The sequence below is a fragment of the Lacrimispora algidixylanolytica genome, assembly GCF_003609635.1.
GTDB lineage: Bacteria > Bacillota > Clostridia > Lachnospirales > Lachnospiraceae > Lacrimispora > Lacrimispora algidixylanolytica.
In genome coordinates, this window is the sequence record NZ_MCIA01000001.1 from 542,533 (window position 1) to 559,166 (window position 16,634).

General features: G+C 40.2%; 17 protein-coding genes. 2 read left to right on the plus strand and 15 right to left on the minus strand.

What is annotated here, in order from left to right; genetic code table 11:
• Positions 1 to 6 precede the first annotated feature (6 nt).
• The 3 genes from cbiQ to BET01_RS02625 all read right to left on the minus strand — a co-directional run bounded on the left by cbiQ (position 7) and on the right by BET01_RS02625 (position 3,387).
• Positions 7 to 777, minus strand: coding sequence for a cobalt ECF transporter T component CbiQ (gene cbiQ / locus BET01_RS02615; RefSeq protein WP_207667550.1), 771 nt, complete (start codon positions 775 to 777; stop codon positions 7 to 9).
• Between the two features lie 167 nt (positions 778 to 944).
• Complete coding sequence (locus tag BET01_RS02620) at positions 945 to 2,585, minus strand: ABC-F family ATP-binding cassette domain-containing protein (RefSeq protein ID WP_120195339.1); 1,641 nt, start codon at positions 2,583 to 2,585, stop codon at positions 945 to 947.
• Positions 2,586 to 2,748: 163 nt separating this feature from the next.
• The gene (locus BET01_RS02625; protein ID WP_120195186.1) at positions 2,749 to 3,387 is read right to left on the minus strand and encodes a hypothetical protein; all 639 of its coding nucleotides are present in this window, start codon (positions 3,385 to 3,387) and stop codon (positions 2,749 to 2,751) included.
• 287 nt (positions 3,388 to 3,674) lie between these two features.
• Between BET01_RS02625 and BET01_RS02630 the strand changes: the two genes are divergently transcribed.
• Positions 3,675 to 4,334, plus strand: coding sequence for a DUF4397 domain-containing protein (locus BET01_RS02630; protein ID WP_243117095.1), 660 nt, complete (start codon positions 3,675 to 3,677; stop codon positions 4,332 to 4,334).
• 79 nt (positions 4,335 to 4,413) lie between these two features.
• On the opposite strand, the gene BET01_RS02635 is transcribed toward BET01_RS02630, so the two are convergent.
• From BET01_RS02635 to BET01_RS02675, 9 genes are all read right to left on the minus strand, one after another.
• Positions 4,414 to 5,178 carry an amino acid ABC transporter ATP-binding protein gene (locus tag BET01_RS02635; protein WP_120195187.1) on the minus strand — a complete coding sequence of 255 codons (765 nt, stop codon included), beginning with the start codon at positions 5,176 to 5,178 and terminating at the stop codon, positions 4,414 to 4,416.
• A 10-nt stretch (positions 5,179 to 5,188) separates the two neighbouring features.
• On the minus strand, positions 5,189 to 5,839 hold the full coding sequence (locus BET01_RS02640; protein ID WP_120195188.1) for an amino acid ABC transporter permease: 651 nt from the start codon (positions 5,837 to 5,839) through the stop codon (positions 5,189 to 5,191).
• A 24-nt stretch (positions 5,840 to 5,863) separates the two neighbouring features.
• Positions 5,864 to 6,736 carry an amino acid ABC transporter substrate-binding protein gene (locus BET01_RS02645; protein ID WP_120195189.1) on the minus strand — a complete coding sequence of 291 codons (873 nt, stop codon included), beginning with the start codon at positions 6,734 to 6,736 and terminating at the stop codon, positions 5,864 to 5,866.
• 89 nt (positions 6,737 to 6,825) lie between these two features.
• The gene (locus BET01_RS02650; RefSeq protein ID WP_120195190.1) at positions 6,826 to 8,454 is read right to left on the minus strand and encodes a hypothetical protein; all 1,629 of its coding nucleotides are present in this window, start codon (positions 8,452 to 8,454) and stop codon (positions 6,826 to 6,828) included.
• Between the two features lie 34 nt (positions 8,455 to 8,488).
• Entirely contained in the window at positions 8,489 to 9,769 is a 1,281-nt protein-coding gene (locus BET01_RS02655) for a dihydroorotase (RefSeq protein ID WP_120195191.1), read from the minus strand.
• Entirely contained in the window at positions 9,756 to 10,241 is a 486-nt protein-coding gene (locus tag BET01_RS02660) for a threonine/serine exporter family protein (protein WP_120195192.1), read from the minus strand. The genes BET01_RS02655 and BET01_RS02660 overlap by 14 nt, the downstream gene beginning before the upstream one ends.
• Complete coding sequence (locus tag BET01_RS02665; protein ID WP_243117108.1) at positions 10,238 to 10,981, minus strand: threonine/serine exporter family protein; 744 nt, start codon at positions 10,979 to 10,981, stop codon at positions 10,238 to 10,240. Before BET01_RS02665 ends, BET01_RS02660 begins: the two co-directional genes overlap by 4 nt.
• A 136-nt stretch (positions 10,982 to 11,117) precedes the next feature.
• Positions 11,118 to 11,864 (minus strand): MBL fold metallo-hydrolase, encoded by a 747-nt coding sequence (locus tag BET01_RS02670; protein ID WP_120195194.1) that lies wholly within the window; start codon positions 11,862 to 11,864, stop codon positions 11,118 to 11,120.
• A gap of 147 nt (positions 11,865 to 12,011) precedes the next feature.
• The gene (locus BET01_RS02675) at positions 12,012 to 12,293 is read right to left on the minus strand and encodes a hypothetical protein (RefSeq protein WP_120195195.1); all 282 of its coding nucleotides are present in this window, start codon (positions 12,291 to 12,293) and stop codon (positions 12,012 to 12,014) included.
• Positions 12,294 to 13,173: 880 nt separating this feature from the next.
• Here BET01_RS02675 and BET01_RS02680 point away from each other — a divergent pair.
• Entirely contained in the window at positions 13,174 to 13,743 is a 570-nt protein-coding gene (locus BET01_RS02680) for a nitroreductase family protein (protein ID WP_120195196.1), read from the plus strand.
• 149 nt (positions 13,744 to 13,892) lie between these two features.
• On the opposite strand, the gene BET01_RS02685 is transcribed toward BET01_RS02680, so the two are convergent.
• The 3 genes from BET01_RS02685 to BET01_RS02695 all read right to left on the minus strand — a co-directional run bounded on the left by BET01_RS02685 (position 13,893) and on the right by BET01_RS02695 (position 16,632).
• Positions 13,893 to 14,273, minus strand: coding sequence for a zinc ribbon domain-containing protein (locus BET01_RS02685; RefSeq protein WP_120195197.1), 381 nt, complete (start codon positions 14,271 to 14,273; stop codon positions 13,893 to 13,895).
• A 158-nt stretch (positions 14,274 to 14,431) separates the two neighbouring features.
• Complete coding sequence (locus tag BET01_RS02690) at positions 14,432 to 15,370, minus strand: sugar phosphate isomerase/epimerase family protein (RefSeq protein WP_120195198.1); 939 nt, start codon at positions 15,368 to 15,370, stop codon at positions 14,432 to 14,434.
• The gene (locus BET01_RS02695; protein WP_120195199.1) at positions 15,370 to 16,632 is read right to left on the minus strand and encodes a sugar phosphate isomerase/epimerase family protein; all 1,263 of its coding nucleotides are present in this window, start codon (positions 16,630 to 16,632) and stop codon (positions 15,370 to 15,372) included. Before BET01_RS02695 ends, BET01_RS02690 begins: the two co-directional genes overlap by 1 nt.
• Between the last annotated feature and the right edge of the window lie 2 nt (positions 16,633 to 16,634).

Below are 16,634 nucleotides of genomic sequence, written 5' to 3' on the forward strand. Positions count from 1 at the left end.
TTTCTCTTATGGAACCAGTAAGAAAATCAGTAAGAGAACTGTAAAATAACAGAGGGCGGCAATGATCTGCCACCTGGCTACCTTTTTTTCCTCTGTTAGAAACAAAAGCTCTCCATCATAACACCTGGCTACCATCGCATCGTAATAAGTACTTGCCTTTTTTAAGGATACCACAAACAGATTTCCTGCACTGCTTCCAAAGGAGCGGCAGGAGGTCCTAAAATCATTGTATCCAAGTCTTGATACGGCTGCCTGCTTCATAAGACGCTGGGTACCTGTCATAACAAAGATAAACCGGTAAATCATATGCATCAGCTCTATAAACAGTTTTGGCACACGAAGGTGTTTTAAAACACCGATCACTTCACTCGCCGGAGTGGAAAGAACCAGCATATACATAGCGCTTAATGCCGCAATTGCCTTTAAAACCAGTTTAAGGGCGATCACTCCTCCTATTTTTGACACGCAAACATAATACCCTAACCAATGAAACAGCACGTAACCAAATGGCCTTGCAGAGAATTCAATTACAATGGCAACCGTTCCAAGAATCAGAAAACCAAGTGGTATTTTAAGAAGCTTTAAGTATTTAATAAGGGGTAAGCCGCCAAACCATACCGTAACAGCCGACATGGTCAAAAGCACCGTTATGGAAATCCACAAATGGTTTGCCCCAATACAAAAAAGTAAAGCTCCTGCTGCCACTGCCGCCTTAAAACCAGGACTGATCCCCCTCATACAGGATTCATAGGCATAAGAATCAATTGTCTCCATCATTTCACCTCCTTTCCAAGCTGATTATAAGCTAGGATTGTCCATACTGCAAGAAACTACTTTGATTTTTCTCTTTCTGGTAAAAAAATAGAGACAAAGGAAAAGACCGATTAAGTTCTGGCTGTTTTACCAACCAAAACCTAAACGACCTTTTTCCGTTTGTCTCTATATTATTGATTCTCTTCTGACTGCTCTTCTGTCAAAGTAAATACCTGTCTCTTACGAGCCATCTCATCACTTTCAAGATATTCGTCATAGGTTGTGATTTTATCAATCAACTGACCGTTTACAATTTCCATAATACGGTTTGCTGTTGTCTGTACGATCTGGTGGTCACGGGAGGAGAAAAGAATAACTCCCTGGAATTTTACAATGCTATTGTTTAATGCTGTAATGGATTCCATGTCCAAGTGATCTGTAGGCTCGTCCAATAGAAGTACGTTGGAAGCAGAGATCATAAGCTTTGAAAGCATACAACGAACTTTCTCACCTCCTGATAATATCTTAACCTTCTTAACGCCATCTTCTCCTGCAAAAAGCATACGTCCAAGGAAGCCACGAACATAGGTAGCATCCTTTTCTGGAGAATACTGGGTCAACCAGTCAGCAATGGTATCATCGTTATCAAATTCTGCTGAGTTGTCTTTAGGGAAGTAGCTATGGCTTGTGGTAATACCCCACTTATACTCTCCCTCGTCAGGCTCCATCTCTCCTGCAAGAATCTTAAATAAAACAGATTTTGCAAGTTCATTGGGTCCTACAAGAGCTACTTTATCCTCACGGTTTATAGTAAAGGAAATATTATCAAGTATCTTAACTCCATTAATGGTTTTAGAAAGATTGGTTACAGATAATACCTCATTTCCAATCTCACGTGCTGGACGGAAATCAATGTATGGATATTTACGGCTAGATGGCTTAATGTCATCTAACTCGATCTTTTCAAGGGCGCGCTTTCTGGAAGTAGCCTGCTTTGATTTAGAAGCATTGGCGGAGAATCGCTGAACGAATTCCTGAAGTTCTTTGATTTTCTCTTCCTTTTTGCGGTTTGATTCCTTCATCTGCTTAACCATAAGCTGACTGGACTCATACCAGAAATCATAGTTTCCAGCGTAAAGCTGAATTTTGCTGTAATCAATATCTGCGATATGGGTACAGACTTTATTTAAGAAATAACGGTCATGGGATACAACGATAACCGTATTATCAAAGTTAATAAGGAACTCCTCCAGCCATGCAATCGCATCTAAATCCAAATGGTTGGTAGGCTCATCCAAAAGAAGAATATCAGGATTACCAAACAGTGCCTGAGAAAGAAGTACTTTAACCTTTTCCGCACCATTTAGGTCTTTTACATATTTATAGTGTAAATCAGTATCAATTCCAAGTCCATTTAAAAGGTTAGCAGCATCTGACTCTGCCTCCCATCCATTCATGGCAGCGAATTCACCTTCTAAATCTGCTGCTTTAATACCATCTGCATCGGTAAAATCTTCCTTCATGTAGATAGCGTCTTTTTCCTTCATGATCTCGTAAAGTCTTGTGTTACCCATAATAACGGTATCAAGTACCTGGAACTCATCATATCTATAATGATCCTGCCTTAAGAAGGAAAGTCTCTCTCCTGGTGTTATTACGATATCTCCAGATGAAGTCTCCAGTTCACCGGAAAGAATCTTAAGGAATGTGGATTTACCGGCCCCGTTAGCACCGATTAAGCCGTAGCAGTTTCCTTCTGTAAACTTAATGTTTACATCCTCAAACAAAGCCTTCTTCCCGATTCTTAATGTTACGTTATGTGCACTAATCATCTTTAATTTCCTTTCTGTGATCTGCTTATGAAAATAACCATAAAAAAAGGTCCCTTGGACCCCTTGCTCTGTCATCTCTCTTATTTTACATGAAAATCCCGAATTTGCAAGCCTTTTATCAAAAAAGCCTTGTTCATCCGGGATTTTACGGTATTCTTCTTTTTTACTTGGCAGCTTCTACCTTTAATGGAAAATTAGATGCGCTTCCTGCATCATAAGTGACTGTTACATAGATAACCTTCACTTTCGCCTTACTTCCATTGCTGTCATCATCAGCCTTTCCAAGAACATCGGAATCAAGGCCTTCTGCATTATCTTTCATAAAGCTTAAATCCTTGCCGTCCTCCGTTTTAATGGTAAAGGTACTCATCGCCTGATCAGTTACGGTTCCTGTTGCCTCCAAAGGCTTCATATCCTCCTGGGCATCTAATACAAGCAGAATTTTGGCATTCTTTGCATCTGCCCCTGAGATCTCTCCTTTATAAACCACAGAAACCTCTACTCCTTTTTCTAACGCATAGGAGGTTTCAACCGCTGCTTCGTTTAAATCAAGTGGGATCTGATCCTTGCCGTTAGATACGGTAATCCCCTTCATGTTATCGGTGACACTTTCCACCTTGCCGTTCAATATCTTAAATTCTCCGGCATTCCCCGGAGCTTCCGTGCTTGCCTGGGCCGTACTTTCTGAGTTTTTTGTCTCAGCAGTCGTTGCGGTCGTTTCTGTATTGCTTGCTGATTTTCCACAAGCTGTAAATACCAGGGCGGCACATAATACCAATGCTGCAACCAAAGTTTTCTTCATAAGCTTCCTCTTCTTTCTTTTATAAAATAACCTATGATGTCACCTTCAGTATACCATCCGTTTGTGAAAAAACCTTTTCTTTTTTCTTAATTAATTTTTTAATTACTAAAAAAGGTATTTTCTTCCTTAATAATCAGGTTATAAAGACCTTCAGCTTCAACATTCCTTCATTACACAACCATATCACATGAAGTATTTTTAAAAGTTTTATCAAAGTTATCGCTATTTGACGGTAGCAATACAAACTGACTTTCATATGATAAAGTAAAAACAGAAGGTCTAAAAATATGTATATGTATACTCATCAAGGTAACTCTTATTATGCTGTACGGCCTATGAATCAGATGTCTTTCATACGAATTCTCCACGCCTCTCCTGATGCTCCCGCTGTAGACGTATATGCAAACGGTAATATAATTGCAGAAGGACTTACCTATAAACAACTGACAAATTACCTGCCAATCATACCTGGCAATTATCAGATACAGGTATATCCCACAGGTACAAACACAGACCCAGTCATTGATACAACAGTGATGATACCCCAGAACAGTGCATTTACGATTGCTGCTGTAGGAAGATTGTCAGATATTAGCCTATTACCCATTCCGGAAGCTTATATGCCTCATATGCTAATTGGGATGTCAGATAATTCTTATGTGCGATTTGTACATTTGTCCCCTAATGCACCGGCTGTGGATATCACGCTGCCAAACGGGACAAAACTTTTTGAAAATGTGTCGTATCAGCAATTTAGTGACTATATTGCAGTAAATTCAGGAAACTATACGCTTCAAGTAAGACCTACCGGGAGTGATCAAGTAGTATTAACCATTCCAAATGTAAATTTAATGCCGGGCGTGATTTATAGTATTTACGCTGTTGGTCTTGTTGGAGATCAACCACCATTAGAAGCAATTATTGCAGTAGATGGCGAATACCAATAAACAACATATAAAAGCCCACATGAATTCGTTATGATAAACGAAGTCTATGTGGGCATAAATATTTTTTTATTTCCAGTTCCTAAAAATTATCACCATATCTCCCTAGAAAACTCTGAGTCCGAACATTGGAAGAGGAGAACACTTCCTCAGGAGTGCCCTCTTCTACGATGATTCCGTCAGCCATAAAGATCACACGGTCAGAGATATCTCTGGCAAATGCCATTTCATGGGTAACAATGACCATGGTAATCTGCAAATCTGCCAGGGAACGAATGACCTTTAACACCTCTCCCGTAAGCTCTGGATCAAGAGCTGAGGTTGGCTCATCAAAAAAGAGAATCTTAGGATTTAAGGCCAAAGCCCTTGCAATGGCAACTCTCTGGCTCTGTCCGCCGGAAAGCTGACAGGGGTACGCCTTTGCCTTATCCTCTAGTCCCATTTTCTTCAATAGCTTCATAGCTTCCTCATGAACTTCTTCCTTGTTCCTTTTCTGAACATGAAGAGGCGCGTCCATGATATTTTGAAGAACTGACATATGAGGGAATAGATGAAAGTTTTGAAACACCAGTCCATAGTGTTTTTGAATCTTCTTTAGAGTTTCTTTATCTGCATAAGTAGACACTCCATCAGCTTCATTCCAGGCTGCCTTTTCTTTCAGATAAATCAGTTCTCCCCCATCCATCTGTTCCAGCATGGTGGCACACCGCAAAAGGGTTGATTTTCCCGAACCGGAGGGGCCGATGATGGAGACGATTTCGCCTTCCTTAACAGAAAGGGAGATATCCTTTAAAACCTCCTGGCTGTTAAATGATTTTCTCACGTGGTTCATTTCCAGTAAATACATCTTATTCCTCCTATTCGTAGTAATTCATTCTTTTTTCTATGTATTCCATCCCAACAGCTACCACCAGGTTGAACACATAGTAAAAAAGTCCTGCTGCCACAAAGGGGATTAAGCTTGTCTGGGAAGAAGCCATGGCTTTTGCCACTGCAAACATCTCAAGTACACTGATGGTAAATGCAAGGGACGTATCCTTAACCAGAGTAATTACCTCATTGGTGATAGAAGGTAAAATCCGTTTTATCACCTGTGGGAAAACAATTCGAACAAAAGTCTGGCTCTTTGAATAGCCAAGAAGCCGGGAGGCCTCATATTGGCCCGCCGGCATAGACTGTATTCCGCTTCTATAGATTTCTGCAAAGTATGCTGCATAATTGATGGTGAAACCGATGAAAGCGGCTATGAGACGATAATCATTACCCACCTTTATTCCAAGGAGATAATAAGGCCCGAAGTAGACAACCATCAACTGAAGCATTAAAGGAGTCCCTCTCATGACTGAGATATAGAATTTTACAATTGCCTGTATGATCCGGTTTTTAGACATCCTCCCAAAGGAAATCAAAAGCCCCAGGGGCAGGGAAAAGATCAGCGTCACCACAAAGATCTGGATGCTGACCCACATCCCGCCTGCCAGCTGTGAAAGTATCTGTATAAAAGTCATGATCACTCCTCCAATTACAATCTCTTATTTTCCGACAGTGGTTACATCCTTGCCAAACCACTGCTCTGAAATCTTCTTACATGTGCCATCGGCTGCCATGGCTTCTAACTGTTCCTGTACCTGATCTCTTAAGGCATCATTGCCTTTCTTAAAACCAACGCCGTACTCTTCGGCGGATAAGGACTCTTCTAAAATAACAAAATCTGATTTTCTCTGTTCAATCTGGTATGCTGCCACGATAACATCCATGGCAACTGCATCCACGGCTCCCATTTCAAGATCCATAAATGCTGTATTATAATCTGGTGTGGTCTGTAGGGTCTTTAAGGTTTTTAACAGTGCGTCATCCTCTTTTAGAGCCTTTTCCGCGGAGGAATCTGCCTGAACCTCAACGACCTTTCCTGTAAGATCAGTAAGAGATTTTATGCCTGAATCCTTTCCTACTACAAAGACTTGACTGTTCTTCATATAAGGCTTGGTCCAGGTATAGCTGTCTTCCCGTCCGGTCATGGTAAATCCATTCCAGATGCAATCAATGTTACCAGAGGACAACTCCATGTCTTTGGCATCCCAGGCAATTGGCTGAGCTACAAACTTTTTCCCTAAACGACTAGCAACTTCCTTTGCCAGATCTAAGTCAAAGCCAGTGTATTCTCCATTATCTGCTTTAAAGCCCATGGGAGGAAAGTCCTGATCAAATCCTACGGTAAATGTATCTTCTCCCTTTGTTGCTTTCGCAACCTCTGTTGTTTTATCTGTCTCTGCTGTTTTACCTGCCTCTGTTGTTTTGGCATCCTTTGTTGTATCAGAAGGGGCTGCCTCTTTTTTAGTTGAGCATCCGCTAAGCATCGCTAGTGTTCCTAATACCAGCACTGCCTTTATCATTAATTTTTTCATACTTATTTCCTCCTCTTTGATTTCATGTGTTACCATGGTAGCACAGTAAAGTGTTTCTGTAAAGAGGAAAATGACTGGATCAGACTATCTTACAGGAAAACTAATACGAATATAAATATAAGAAGGATTACGCCTCCACCAACAAGAAACATGGATGAGCTGGGTGTTTTCTGCCTGTCGAAAGATGACTCTGGCTCTATAAACATTCCCCATGGACTTAATTCCAATACTCCAAGAGGAACCCCGTTTTCATTCAAACTACCAAGAAGATCTGTGAACTCTTTAAAATCCTGTTCCAAATACCGCTTTCCAGCCTTAAAATCTTCTTTGGCATCCTTTTTCTCCTTTGAAAAAAATGAGGTTGCTTCCTCAGAGACTTTTATTCCTTCTTGTTTTTTTAGAAACTGGCGGTAAGCTTGACGAATTCCCTTATTGGCACTCTCTAAAAGGTCTCCGTTGGTATGATAAAGCCCCATGACGTAATAAAAGATTTTATATACATTCTTTGGTTGAAAGAAGGCCTTTTGTCCTTCCCTGCGTCTTCCGCCTTCTGTTGACCGGTTATACTCTTCTTGTATATAGAAGTCGATCAGCCGGTCAACGGCCTCTCTCAGCTCTGTGGCAAGCCCCTTATCAATTCCTGAATTTATACAAAATGCATTGGTTTTTATTGTCATCAGTGCGGAGAGAAAGCCATAAAGTTCTTCGTTGCGCCCTGATAGGACTGGACTGGTAAATAAATTTCCTGAGTGGTTGATATATTTCGCATACAGCTCTGCGAGCATAAGATCTTGTGAGGAATAGATGTTTTTTTCTGCCATAGGTGATATGGATACCTGGGCGCCGGAGGCATTATTATATTCCTGTCCCATTTTTAATTTCTGTTGAGACAGAGGGAGATACGACTCCTTAGCCAGCCGCCCGGCATACCCTGGTTCATTTTTAATTCTTCCAGTCCCGTCAGGCTGATAAATCATCCCTTGTTTTCTCTGTCCATGGAGTTTATCAGAAGAAGCGCTTATATCCTCCTGACCTTCCCTAGTAACCGTATCCGGGCTTAAAAGGTCCTTAAATATCATATGGAGTTCTTTTTTGTCAATGGATTTACCAGTGACATTATAATATAGCGCCTTTCTCATGGCCTCTCTTGCTTCTGGGGAGCCAAACGTATCAAGTAGGGCCTCCAACTCACCCAAACGACCATTTAAGAGTTTTAACAATAGACCAGATAGCCTTTCATCTAAGAATGAGATCTGACCTTCCATGCCTTCTCCTAAACCTTGTCCCAGGATAGAACGAAGAAGTTCCTTGTAAATAGAAGCCAAATCATCCAGTTCCTTTTCGACTGTCTTGTCAAAAGAAGGTTCCCAGTCCTCCATGGCTTCAAAGGCTGATTTCATATCCTCTTCTTTTTTAATACGATCCAGGTCTTCATTGCCATACTTCCGATCCCTATAATGATCCCCTGCCTCTGAAATGGCGGCCTGATCTTTTGTATTTTCTGGTTCTCTGGTTCCTTCCGAAGAGGAATTTTTTTTCGCTTCCTCTAAAGTCCTTATGCTCTCTCCGACCTCCTCAATAAAACTCGCCCCGGCTGCAATGGTCTCTTTTATCATTGCCTGTTTAACTGCCTGACGAACTTCACTGGCGGTGTCCTCATTTGCCTTTGCAGTCAAAGGTTGATCCTGTCCCTTGATTTCCAACTCATTTATTCTCACTGGATTCCTCCAATTAATTCCTACTGCTTATGGATCAGTCCTTTTCATCTTGGTATACGATCTTTCCCTTACAGATGGTATATTTTACTCTTCCATATAAGGATTCTCCGGTAAATGGGGAGTTGGAAGACTTTGAAACGTATTCTCCTGCAATCCATTCCTCATCGGGATTAAAAATCACCAGATCTGCAGGGCTATCTTTTTGAATTCCCTGAAAAGGGAGCCGGTAAAGCTTTGCTGGATTCAGACTCATCTTTTCCATCAGCTCCGTCATGGTTAAGTGTCCAGTACGCACCAGGTTTGTCACTGCAAGGGAAAGAGCTGTCTCAAGGCCTATGATACCGCTTGGCGCTTCTTTCAGGCCCTTAGCCTTCTCCTCTGTGCTGTGAGGGGCATGATCGGTGGCAATGATATCAATACTTCCGTCCTTTAACCCCATAATGAGCGCCTGTCTGTCTTCCTCTGTTCGAAGAGGAGGATTCATCTTTGCCAGCGTTCCGTGTTTTAACACTGCTTCCTCTGTTAAAGCAAAATGATGAGGCGTTACTTCCGCATACACCTCTGCTCCCAGTTCCTTAGCCAGCTTTACCATTTTAACAGAATTCTTTGAGCTGATATGCTGAATGTTAACAGGGGCTTTCGTATGAAGGGCGATCATTAAATCCCTTGCTACCAAACTGTCCTCGGCAAGAGCCGGGGAGCCATAGATGCCAAGCTGCTCCGATACCATTCCATGGTTGATTCCGTTATTTACAATAAATGCAGGGTCCTCTTCATGAAAGCTTAAAGGCAGATTTAGTTTTGCCGCCATATCCATGGCATTTTTAACCAGGGAGGCATCTAGAAGAGGAATTCCGTCATCCGTGAATCCGGCCGCTCCATTTGCCTTTAATTCCTCCATATCCGTAAGTTCTGCTCCCAATAGTCCTTTTGACACTGCTGCTGCAGAGAGAACTCTGATTCCAGTTTTTTCTCCCTCTTTCAGTACGTATCGTAAGGTCTCTACATTATCGATAGGAGGTTTTGTGTTCGCCATGCAGACAACGGTGGTAAAGCCTCCTTTTGCGGCGGCTCTAGCCCCTGTCTGTATATCTTCTTTATAGGTAAGTCCGGGATCACGAAAATGGACATGGACATCGATAAGACCTGGCGCTACCACATAACCAGAAGCATCGATCACAATATCCTCCTTGGAAAAGGTAAAATCAAGGTGTTCCTCCATGGCAGTTATTTTCCCGTCATGGATACAGATATCCACGTTTTTTTCTGTCTTGTCTGACGGATCTATGACATGAGCATTTCTAATCCAAATCATCTTTATTCTCCCTTTCTTTTCTCTCCTCTGTTTTTATCGGCTTTTTTGCCGCAAACTTAAAAAGACCTTGAGGCAGTTCAAAAACAAATACGATTCCAAGTACGATAGCGACCGCTACCTTTAACGCTAAAAATCCCGTACGGGCTGCTAACGTCAGCTCGTCGGTCACGATATAGTAAGCCGTCCAGTACACACCTGCCCCTGGAACTAGTGGAAAGATACCGGATATTAAAAATATGGTAACTGGGCAACGTTCTCTGACTGCAAATGTCCTGGAAAACAGAATGACAACAATGGTGGCAATCATCGCAGACGCAGGAGTGGATACATAGGTCAGCAGACCAGCGTAAACAATCCAACCTGCCCCACCGATAAATCCGCAGTAAGGGTAAAACTTTCTGGGGACTCCAAATAGGAGGGAAAATGCTATGGTTCCTACTATGGCAGCCAGCGTTTCAAACAAAAGGCTCATAAAAGTGCACCTCCTGTCAGGCGGTGGAACACACCAAACACCAGACCAACTCCCATGGCAATGCTAAAAAACACCAACAGAGCGTCCATCATACGGACAGATCCCGAAATATAATCTTCGTCTGCAATATCCCGGATGGCATTGGTAAATGGCACCCCGGGAATGAGGGGCATAATGGATCCGATGATCATATAGTTGAGATGTTCCCCCATCCGAAGCAGATACAGGGACGTACAGATAAATGTGACCAGAGCACCACCGCCTATATTTCCTACGATTTTGGAAAGTTTGGGGGCGCTTATAAATAATACGTACAGATATAGTAGAACACCCACTACAAAGGCACATACACTGTCTCTTATATTGCCGCCGAATAGATAACAAAAGCAGGCGCTTCCGACTCCGGAGGCAAATATTTGCATGGACTTGGATTTTCCTGGCATGATCTTAATCTCATCTAAGCGCAGCCTGACTTCTTTCAGGCTTACTAGTCCAGCCTCTATTTCTCTGGATAACTGGTTTACAGCCGCAACCCGGTCTAAATGGGTTCCGCTTACTGGAATATGCTGAACCTTTGCAAATATTTCCTCTCTTTCATTTCCTGAGGTGGTGAAGATTCCGTTGCTTAAGACAAAGGAATTCCCGGACTCGATTCCGTAGTAACGACAGATTCTGTCCATGGTTTCTTCTACTCGAAAGATTTCTGCTCCATTTTCCAAGAGAATGTGCCCTGCTTGCATGGCTGCATTGAGGATTTCTCTTTGGTGGGGGTTGTGATCTTCCTCATTGTCATCATCATCTGAACCGAGTCTTGATTCGTTCTCTGATTGATGATCTGTTTTACAATCTTTATCGTGTTCCATCTATACCGGTCTCCTACCCAAGAATAAAACTTTCGCCGTCCTCTTTTATATCGATAATCCGATCCTCATAAGGATTTGATACTTCCATGTTTTTTAATTTTTGTATCACAGAAAAATCTCCCCAACAGTGCATCGGGAAAACCCAGTTCACCTGGTTCTTATTCATAAACTCATGAAAGCCTAGATAAAATGCATTTTCTTGTCTAGGATCCAGAGGCAGGAATGCAACGTCAAACTTTATGCCTTCCATCTTATCTACTTCTTCTGAATACTGCTTTGCCATGTTCTGGTTCCAATCGTCCGGTTCTCCCTCCCATCGCCAGTTATTTAAATCTCCGGCATGGTAGAGGACCTTTCCTTCTGCCCTTATAATAAATGCAACACCTTCATCGGTTGATCGAAAGGTTGAGACTTCTATATTAGCCCCTTTACCTTCATCTGCAAGCTCTGATATAATTCCCTCTCTTAACCAGAACCTACATTCCGCTCCAGGTTTCATATATGTTATATGATTTGCTATTCGTTCAGGCAAATGTTTGATTGAGATATCATCGGATAATACAAGGTGTATTGTATCGTATTTCAGAGGCAGATCTAGGATCTTTGGGGAGTAATGATCCCCATGCCGGTGGCTTGCAAATACAAAAAGCGGCTTGTCCTTATTAATCTCAGGCAAAATGCCTTCGGTATAATCAAACAACAAAGCCATGGTCTCCAGCTCCACGAAAAATGAGCTATGATGGATATATGTGATCTTCATGAGAATGGACCTCCTTTTATAGCTGATTGGAAAAATTATATCACAGGACATGCCCCTCTGCAAAGCATATGTATGTAAAAAAGGCGGGGACAAATGTCCTCGCCTTATAAAATACATATTCTTACTAGATCTGGTATAAATACTAGATTAGTTAGCTGCCTTAGTTGTTTCAGCTTCTACGGAAGTAGACTCAGCTGCTTCTGTTGTTGTCTCTTCTGTTGTAGCTTCTTTAGAAGACTCTAAAGTAGTTGCTTCTTCTGTTGTAGACTCTTCAACTGTTGTTGCTTCTGTTGTTGCTGCTTCTGTTGTTACTGCTTCTGTTGTAGCTGCTGCAGTTGTCTCAGTTGTCTTGCTTCCACAAGCAGAGATTGTTGCCATTGCTAATACTGCTAATCCTGTAAGTACGAGTTTCTTTGTTGTTAATTTCATAATAATTCTCCTCCTTGCGACTACATAGGTTTTATTTTTTTATGTAATATGCGGTCGCGGCCTCATGTTGTCTTACGACCCTGAAGCCAAATCCAAGTTTAACACCTAAGGATTACAAAGTCAATGACCTTTTTATGATTATTCCCTTAATTAAAATCGGGGTAATTCTTGAAAATTATTACAAAGGAATGCGGTTGAAGACTTTAGAAAATTATTAAAATGTACACTTTAAGCTAATTTAATTAAGTGTATTTCATCTGTCCATTAGAATTTTGCAGTAATTAATGGATTGGTTTCGTAATATTTTTGTAAAATTTGTATATGGTTTTGAATCCTTCAAATAATGGTAATGGGGTTTTATACGTGATTCTATTGGGTTCTTAAGGAGGTTTTAATGGACTTTAGTTAGTTTTAATGGGTTTTAATCGAGTTTGAGAGAATTTCATAGATGTTTATTATATCGGTGTGAATATTCAGTTTTAATTCTGAAGTGTTCTATTTTTTTGAGCAGCAGGGACTTGTACGATCTCAAGGTTGATTTAAACAATTAATTTTAGGTTTTGTTGGTGTTCCTCTTGGTCCTAATAATATGCTTAATACATTTTATCTCTGCTACATTAGAATCTATAAGGTTTAAATTTTTAGGATGCTTCAAATTCTCCTGCTTGCAGAACTTTAAGGAAATTTACTAATTATCCCTTGCATTACCATCCAACTTTAACATAAAATTAATGTAAATATTTCACTTAATCCTATATAATCTTATTTAACCTTATATGCCTTTTATCCTCCGCATAACGGGCCAATAAATTTCTGATACACTTTTGATAATTAATATAGAAAGAACGATTACAATAATAAAGAAACAGGGGGTAATTTTATGTTTAAAGATCTAGTTACAAAATGTCGCACATACCGTAGATTTTATGAGGAAATCAAGATACCTACAGCGGATTTAAAAGAGTTGGTGAACCTTGCCAGACTCACACCTTCTACGTCCAATTCCCAAGCTCTTAAATTTAGGCTTTGCAATACACCAGAAGAAACGGATAAAGTATATGAAACGCTTGGCTGGGCAGGAGCTCTACCAGAATGGGATGGACCAGAAAAAGGGGAACGTCCCTCGGCCTATATTGTTATATTATGCGACTTGTCTCTTGGAAAAAACAAGCTTTATGACGACGGCATAGTTGCCCAGACGATGATGTTAGGAGCCGTTGAAAATGGTTATGGTGGTTGTATCCTTGGCAACGTACAGCGAAGCCGCCTAGCAGAGGCACTTGGTATCGATCCTACTCTATATTCTATTGATCTGGTTCTGGCTCTTGGAAAACCAAAAGAAGAAGTGGTTATTGTATCAGTGAAAGAGGATGGGGATATTCGGTATTATCGGGATGAAAATCAGGTTCATTACGTTCCTAAGAGGGGGGTTGATGAATTGATTGTTTAGGATATTTGCATGATAATTCTATAACTTATTATGATTAATTTGAATATGTATATATTTTTAATAATGAAGAGACATGCAGAATCAGCCAGTCAAAAGAAATCTTGACTGGCTGATTTTTAGATTATATTCAATTAGTTTATCTTTTGGAGTTAAAACTTCTGTCCACATTTAGGGCAGTATTCGAAATCTTCTGATGTTTCATAGCCACAATTAACACAAGATTTTTGGTTCCATTGTGAAGTCCTTCTTCCTGTCTCTATGATTGTTAAATCTTGCTCTGTAATCTCTATCGACTCTCTCCGGCTTAGTTGCTTACCCTTGTCTGCATTTAGTTCGTAGATAGTATTACAACAAGACATTTGAACGTAATATCGTCGGTCCCATTTAATGATGGGAATGAAGAATATGCTGAAATAGCTATAAGTCATAAAGACTTGATATTTGCCATAACCTCCGCACAAGCTGCAGATTACAGACTTTGAATAATCGAATAGTTTCCTGCCTTGGCTTATGCCACAGATGAAAAACATGTTTTTGCCTCCTGACCTTAATTAAAAAAGAACTAGTTTTATTAGAAGAGCTTTAATACAGTTGAGAGTATTGCCGGTTAATATCAATATTATATATAAAAAACAAAAGGGGTTTTAATAAATTACTAAATTATGTTATTCTATGCTTATACAATTATTTACAATTTTATTTCTCCAGAAAAATATTGACCAATTTTAGCAATAAAACTTAAGGTATCCAACTTCATTAAATCCGGAAACGTAGAAATTACAGGTGCAGTCTCAAAGCTTAAAACCTTATTAAACTTTATGTTTCTTAAACCCCTGATAAAACCAGCCCAATCAGTGGAGGCAAGATTCTCTCTGTTTTTTGTAAAAGTAAATGGAATTTGATGCAAATCAGCAGCTCCATCATTATCGTGAATATGCAATACTTTCAGTCTATCTCCAAGTCCTGTAATAAAACTCTCAAAATCAATACCAACAAGATTCGCATGACCTGTATCAAAACAAAAGCCCAAGACCTCCGCCTGATATTTTTCATTTATTCGGTCAATCCGTTCCACTGCCTTTATAACATCACAGCATGGACCTTCTACCAAGTGTCCAGCTATGCTATCATATAAATTTTCAATACATATAGTGATTCCAAGATCCTTTGCCAGGGGAGCTATAGATTCTATAAACTGCTCTGTACGTTTCCATTCTTCTTCCTCAGAACCTAAAAAATGGGCTAGCTTACAACCATGAATGACAATATAAGAACAGCCAAAGAAAGCGCATATCATCATACTTTTTGGAGCTACTTCCTTCCATAGGTAATCATTTAGCTCTTTATTGGCCATCGGCACATATACTGGGTATGGCATATGCATCTGATTTATTTTGATTCCTGCTGCATCTGCTCCATTTTTATGCGGCTTGAAATATTTCTCTAGCTCATGAATAGACTTATCAAAAAAACCGTTTCTCTCCAACTGATACAAAGAGGTGTTCAACAGATAAGAATTTAAACTGAAATCCGCACATGTGAATCCTGCACGCTGTAATACGGAAAATCCTTCTTCTGGGTGGATGTCATATACCACATTTTTGGTCTGTACTCCAATCTGCATCATTATTTGTCCCCCAGTCTGTCAAAAAAATAGGAAGGCATATATTCGTCATTAAAAAATTCAATATTCTGAATGCCCATATCAAGAAGCTGTTTTTCTATCTCCCGGTAATATATATTACAAATGAATACTCCGCAATTATCTGGAAGCTCCAGCAGGCTGTCTGGGGATTTAACTTCTAAACCACAGAATTCTGTTCCCCATATACCCCTATTATTATCACAAGTAAATAATGGGGGATATTCCTCCCCATAGCATTTCATGAAATTCCGGCACATATTTCCTGCTCCAAAAAGCACAATAGATTGATACTTCTTTAATAGATTTTCAATTTCAATCTGCCACTTAAAATAATTTGCCACGGACATGGCAAGCTTCATTAGCTCTGGACGTAGGATCGGAGAAAACGAACTAGCTGTATCAGAAAAATTCAAAATAAGACTACCGTCAAACCCTGTATCCCTAAGTCCACGGATCAAGCTAAGCCAATCAGTTATAGGCTGTGCTTTATTTACGCAGGTAAATGGTAGTAATGCATTTTCAGAATGACCATCACAGTCCCTTAGGATAACAGCTTTTAAACGGTTTCCTAGGCTTAAAACAAAATCATACATATTCTGCCCACATAAGTTGCAAACGCCTACATCCATACAAAATCCAAATCGTTCTTCTTCAACTTCTTCATTTAATCTATCAATCCACTGGGCTGCTGTTTTTCCATCTGAACAGATCCCCCTGACTAAATGACCATTTAGATCCCGGCACTGATTCTCTAAAAGAATCATTACATTATGATCACTGGCAATCCTAGCAAGATGGAGATAATAGTTCTTGTTCTCTAACCATACATCTTCTTGCTTCACACCGGAAAATAATGGTCTTATAATAATAGCCTGGCTCTCAGCGCTCTTGCAAGCTTTTATACTCTCCTCTGCCAGTTGCATCAGAAGTTGATTGTAGCATTCATCTTTTGAGCTTCTTTCCAGATAGGGTGCGTAAGCTATGGTTGTATTTAGTTGCGCCTGGCTGCAACGATCCAACATAGGAATCAAACTATTATGAAGTTCTGATGGATTATTAGATACGCGTACTTTTCTAATATTTTTTTTTATATCAGTCTTACCCAAGTTTTTTAATTCATTTGGAGAACAGACCAATGACACATCAAGTAAAACGTCACGAAATCCGGATTTTACAATATCAGTGATCCCTTGTCCCGACCGTTCTATATCAACTATTCCATTTGGAGCGCATATTATATTCATTT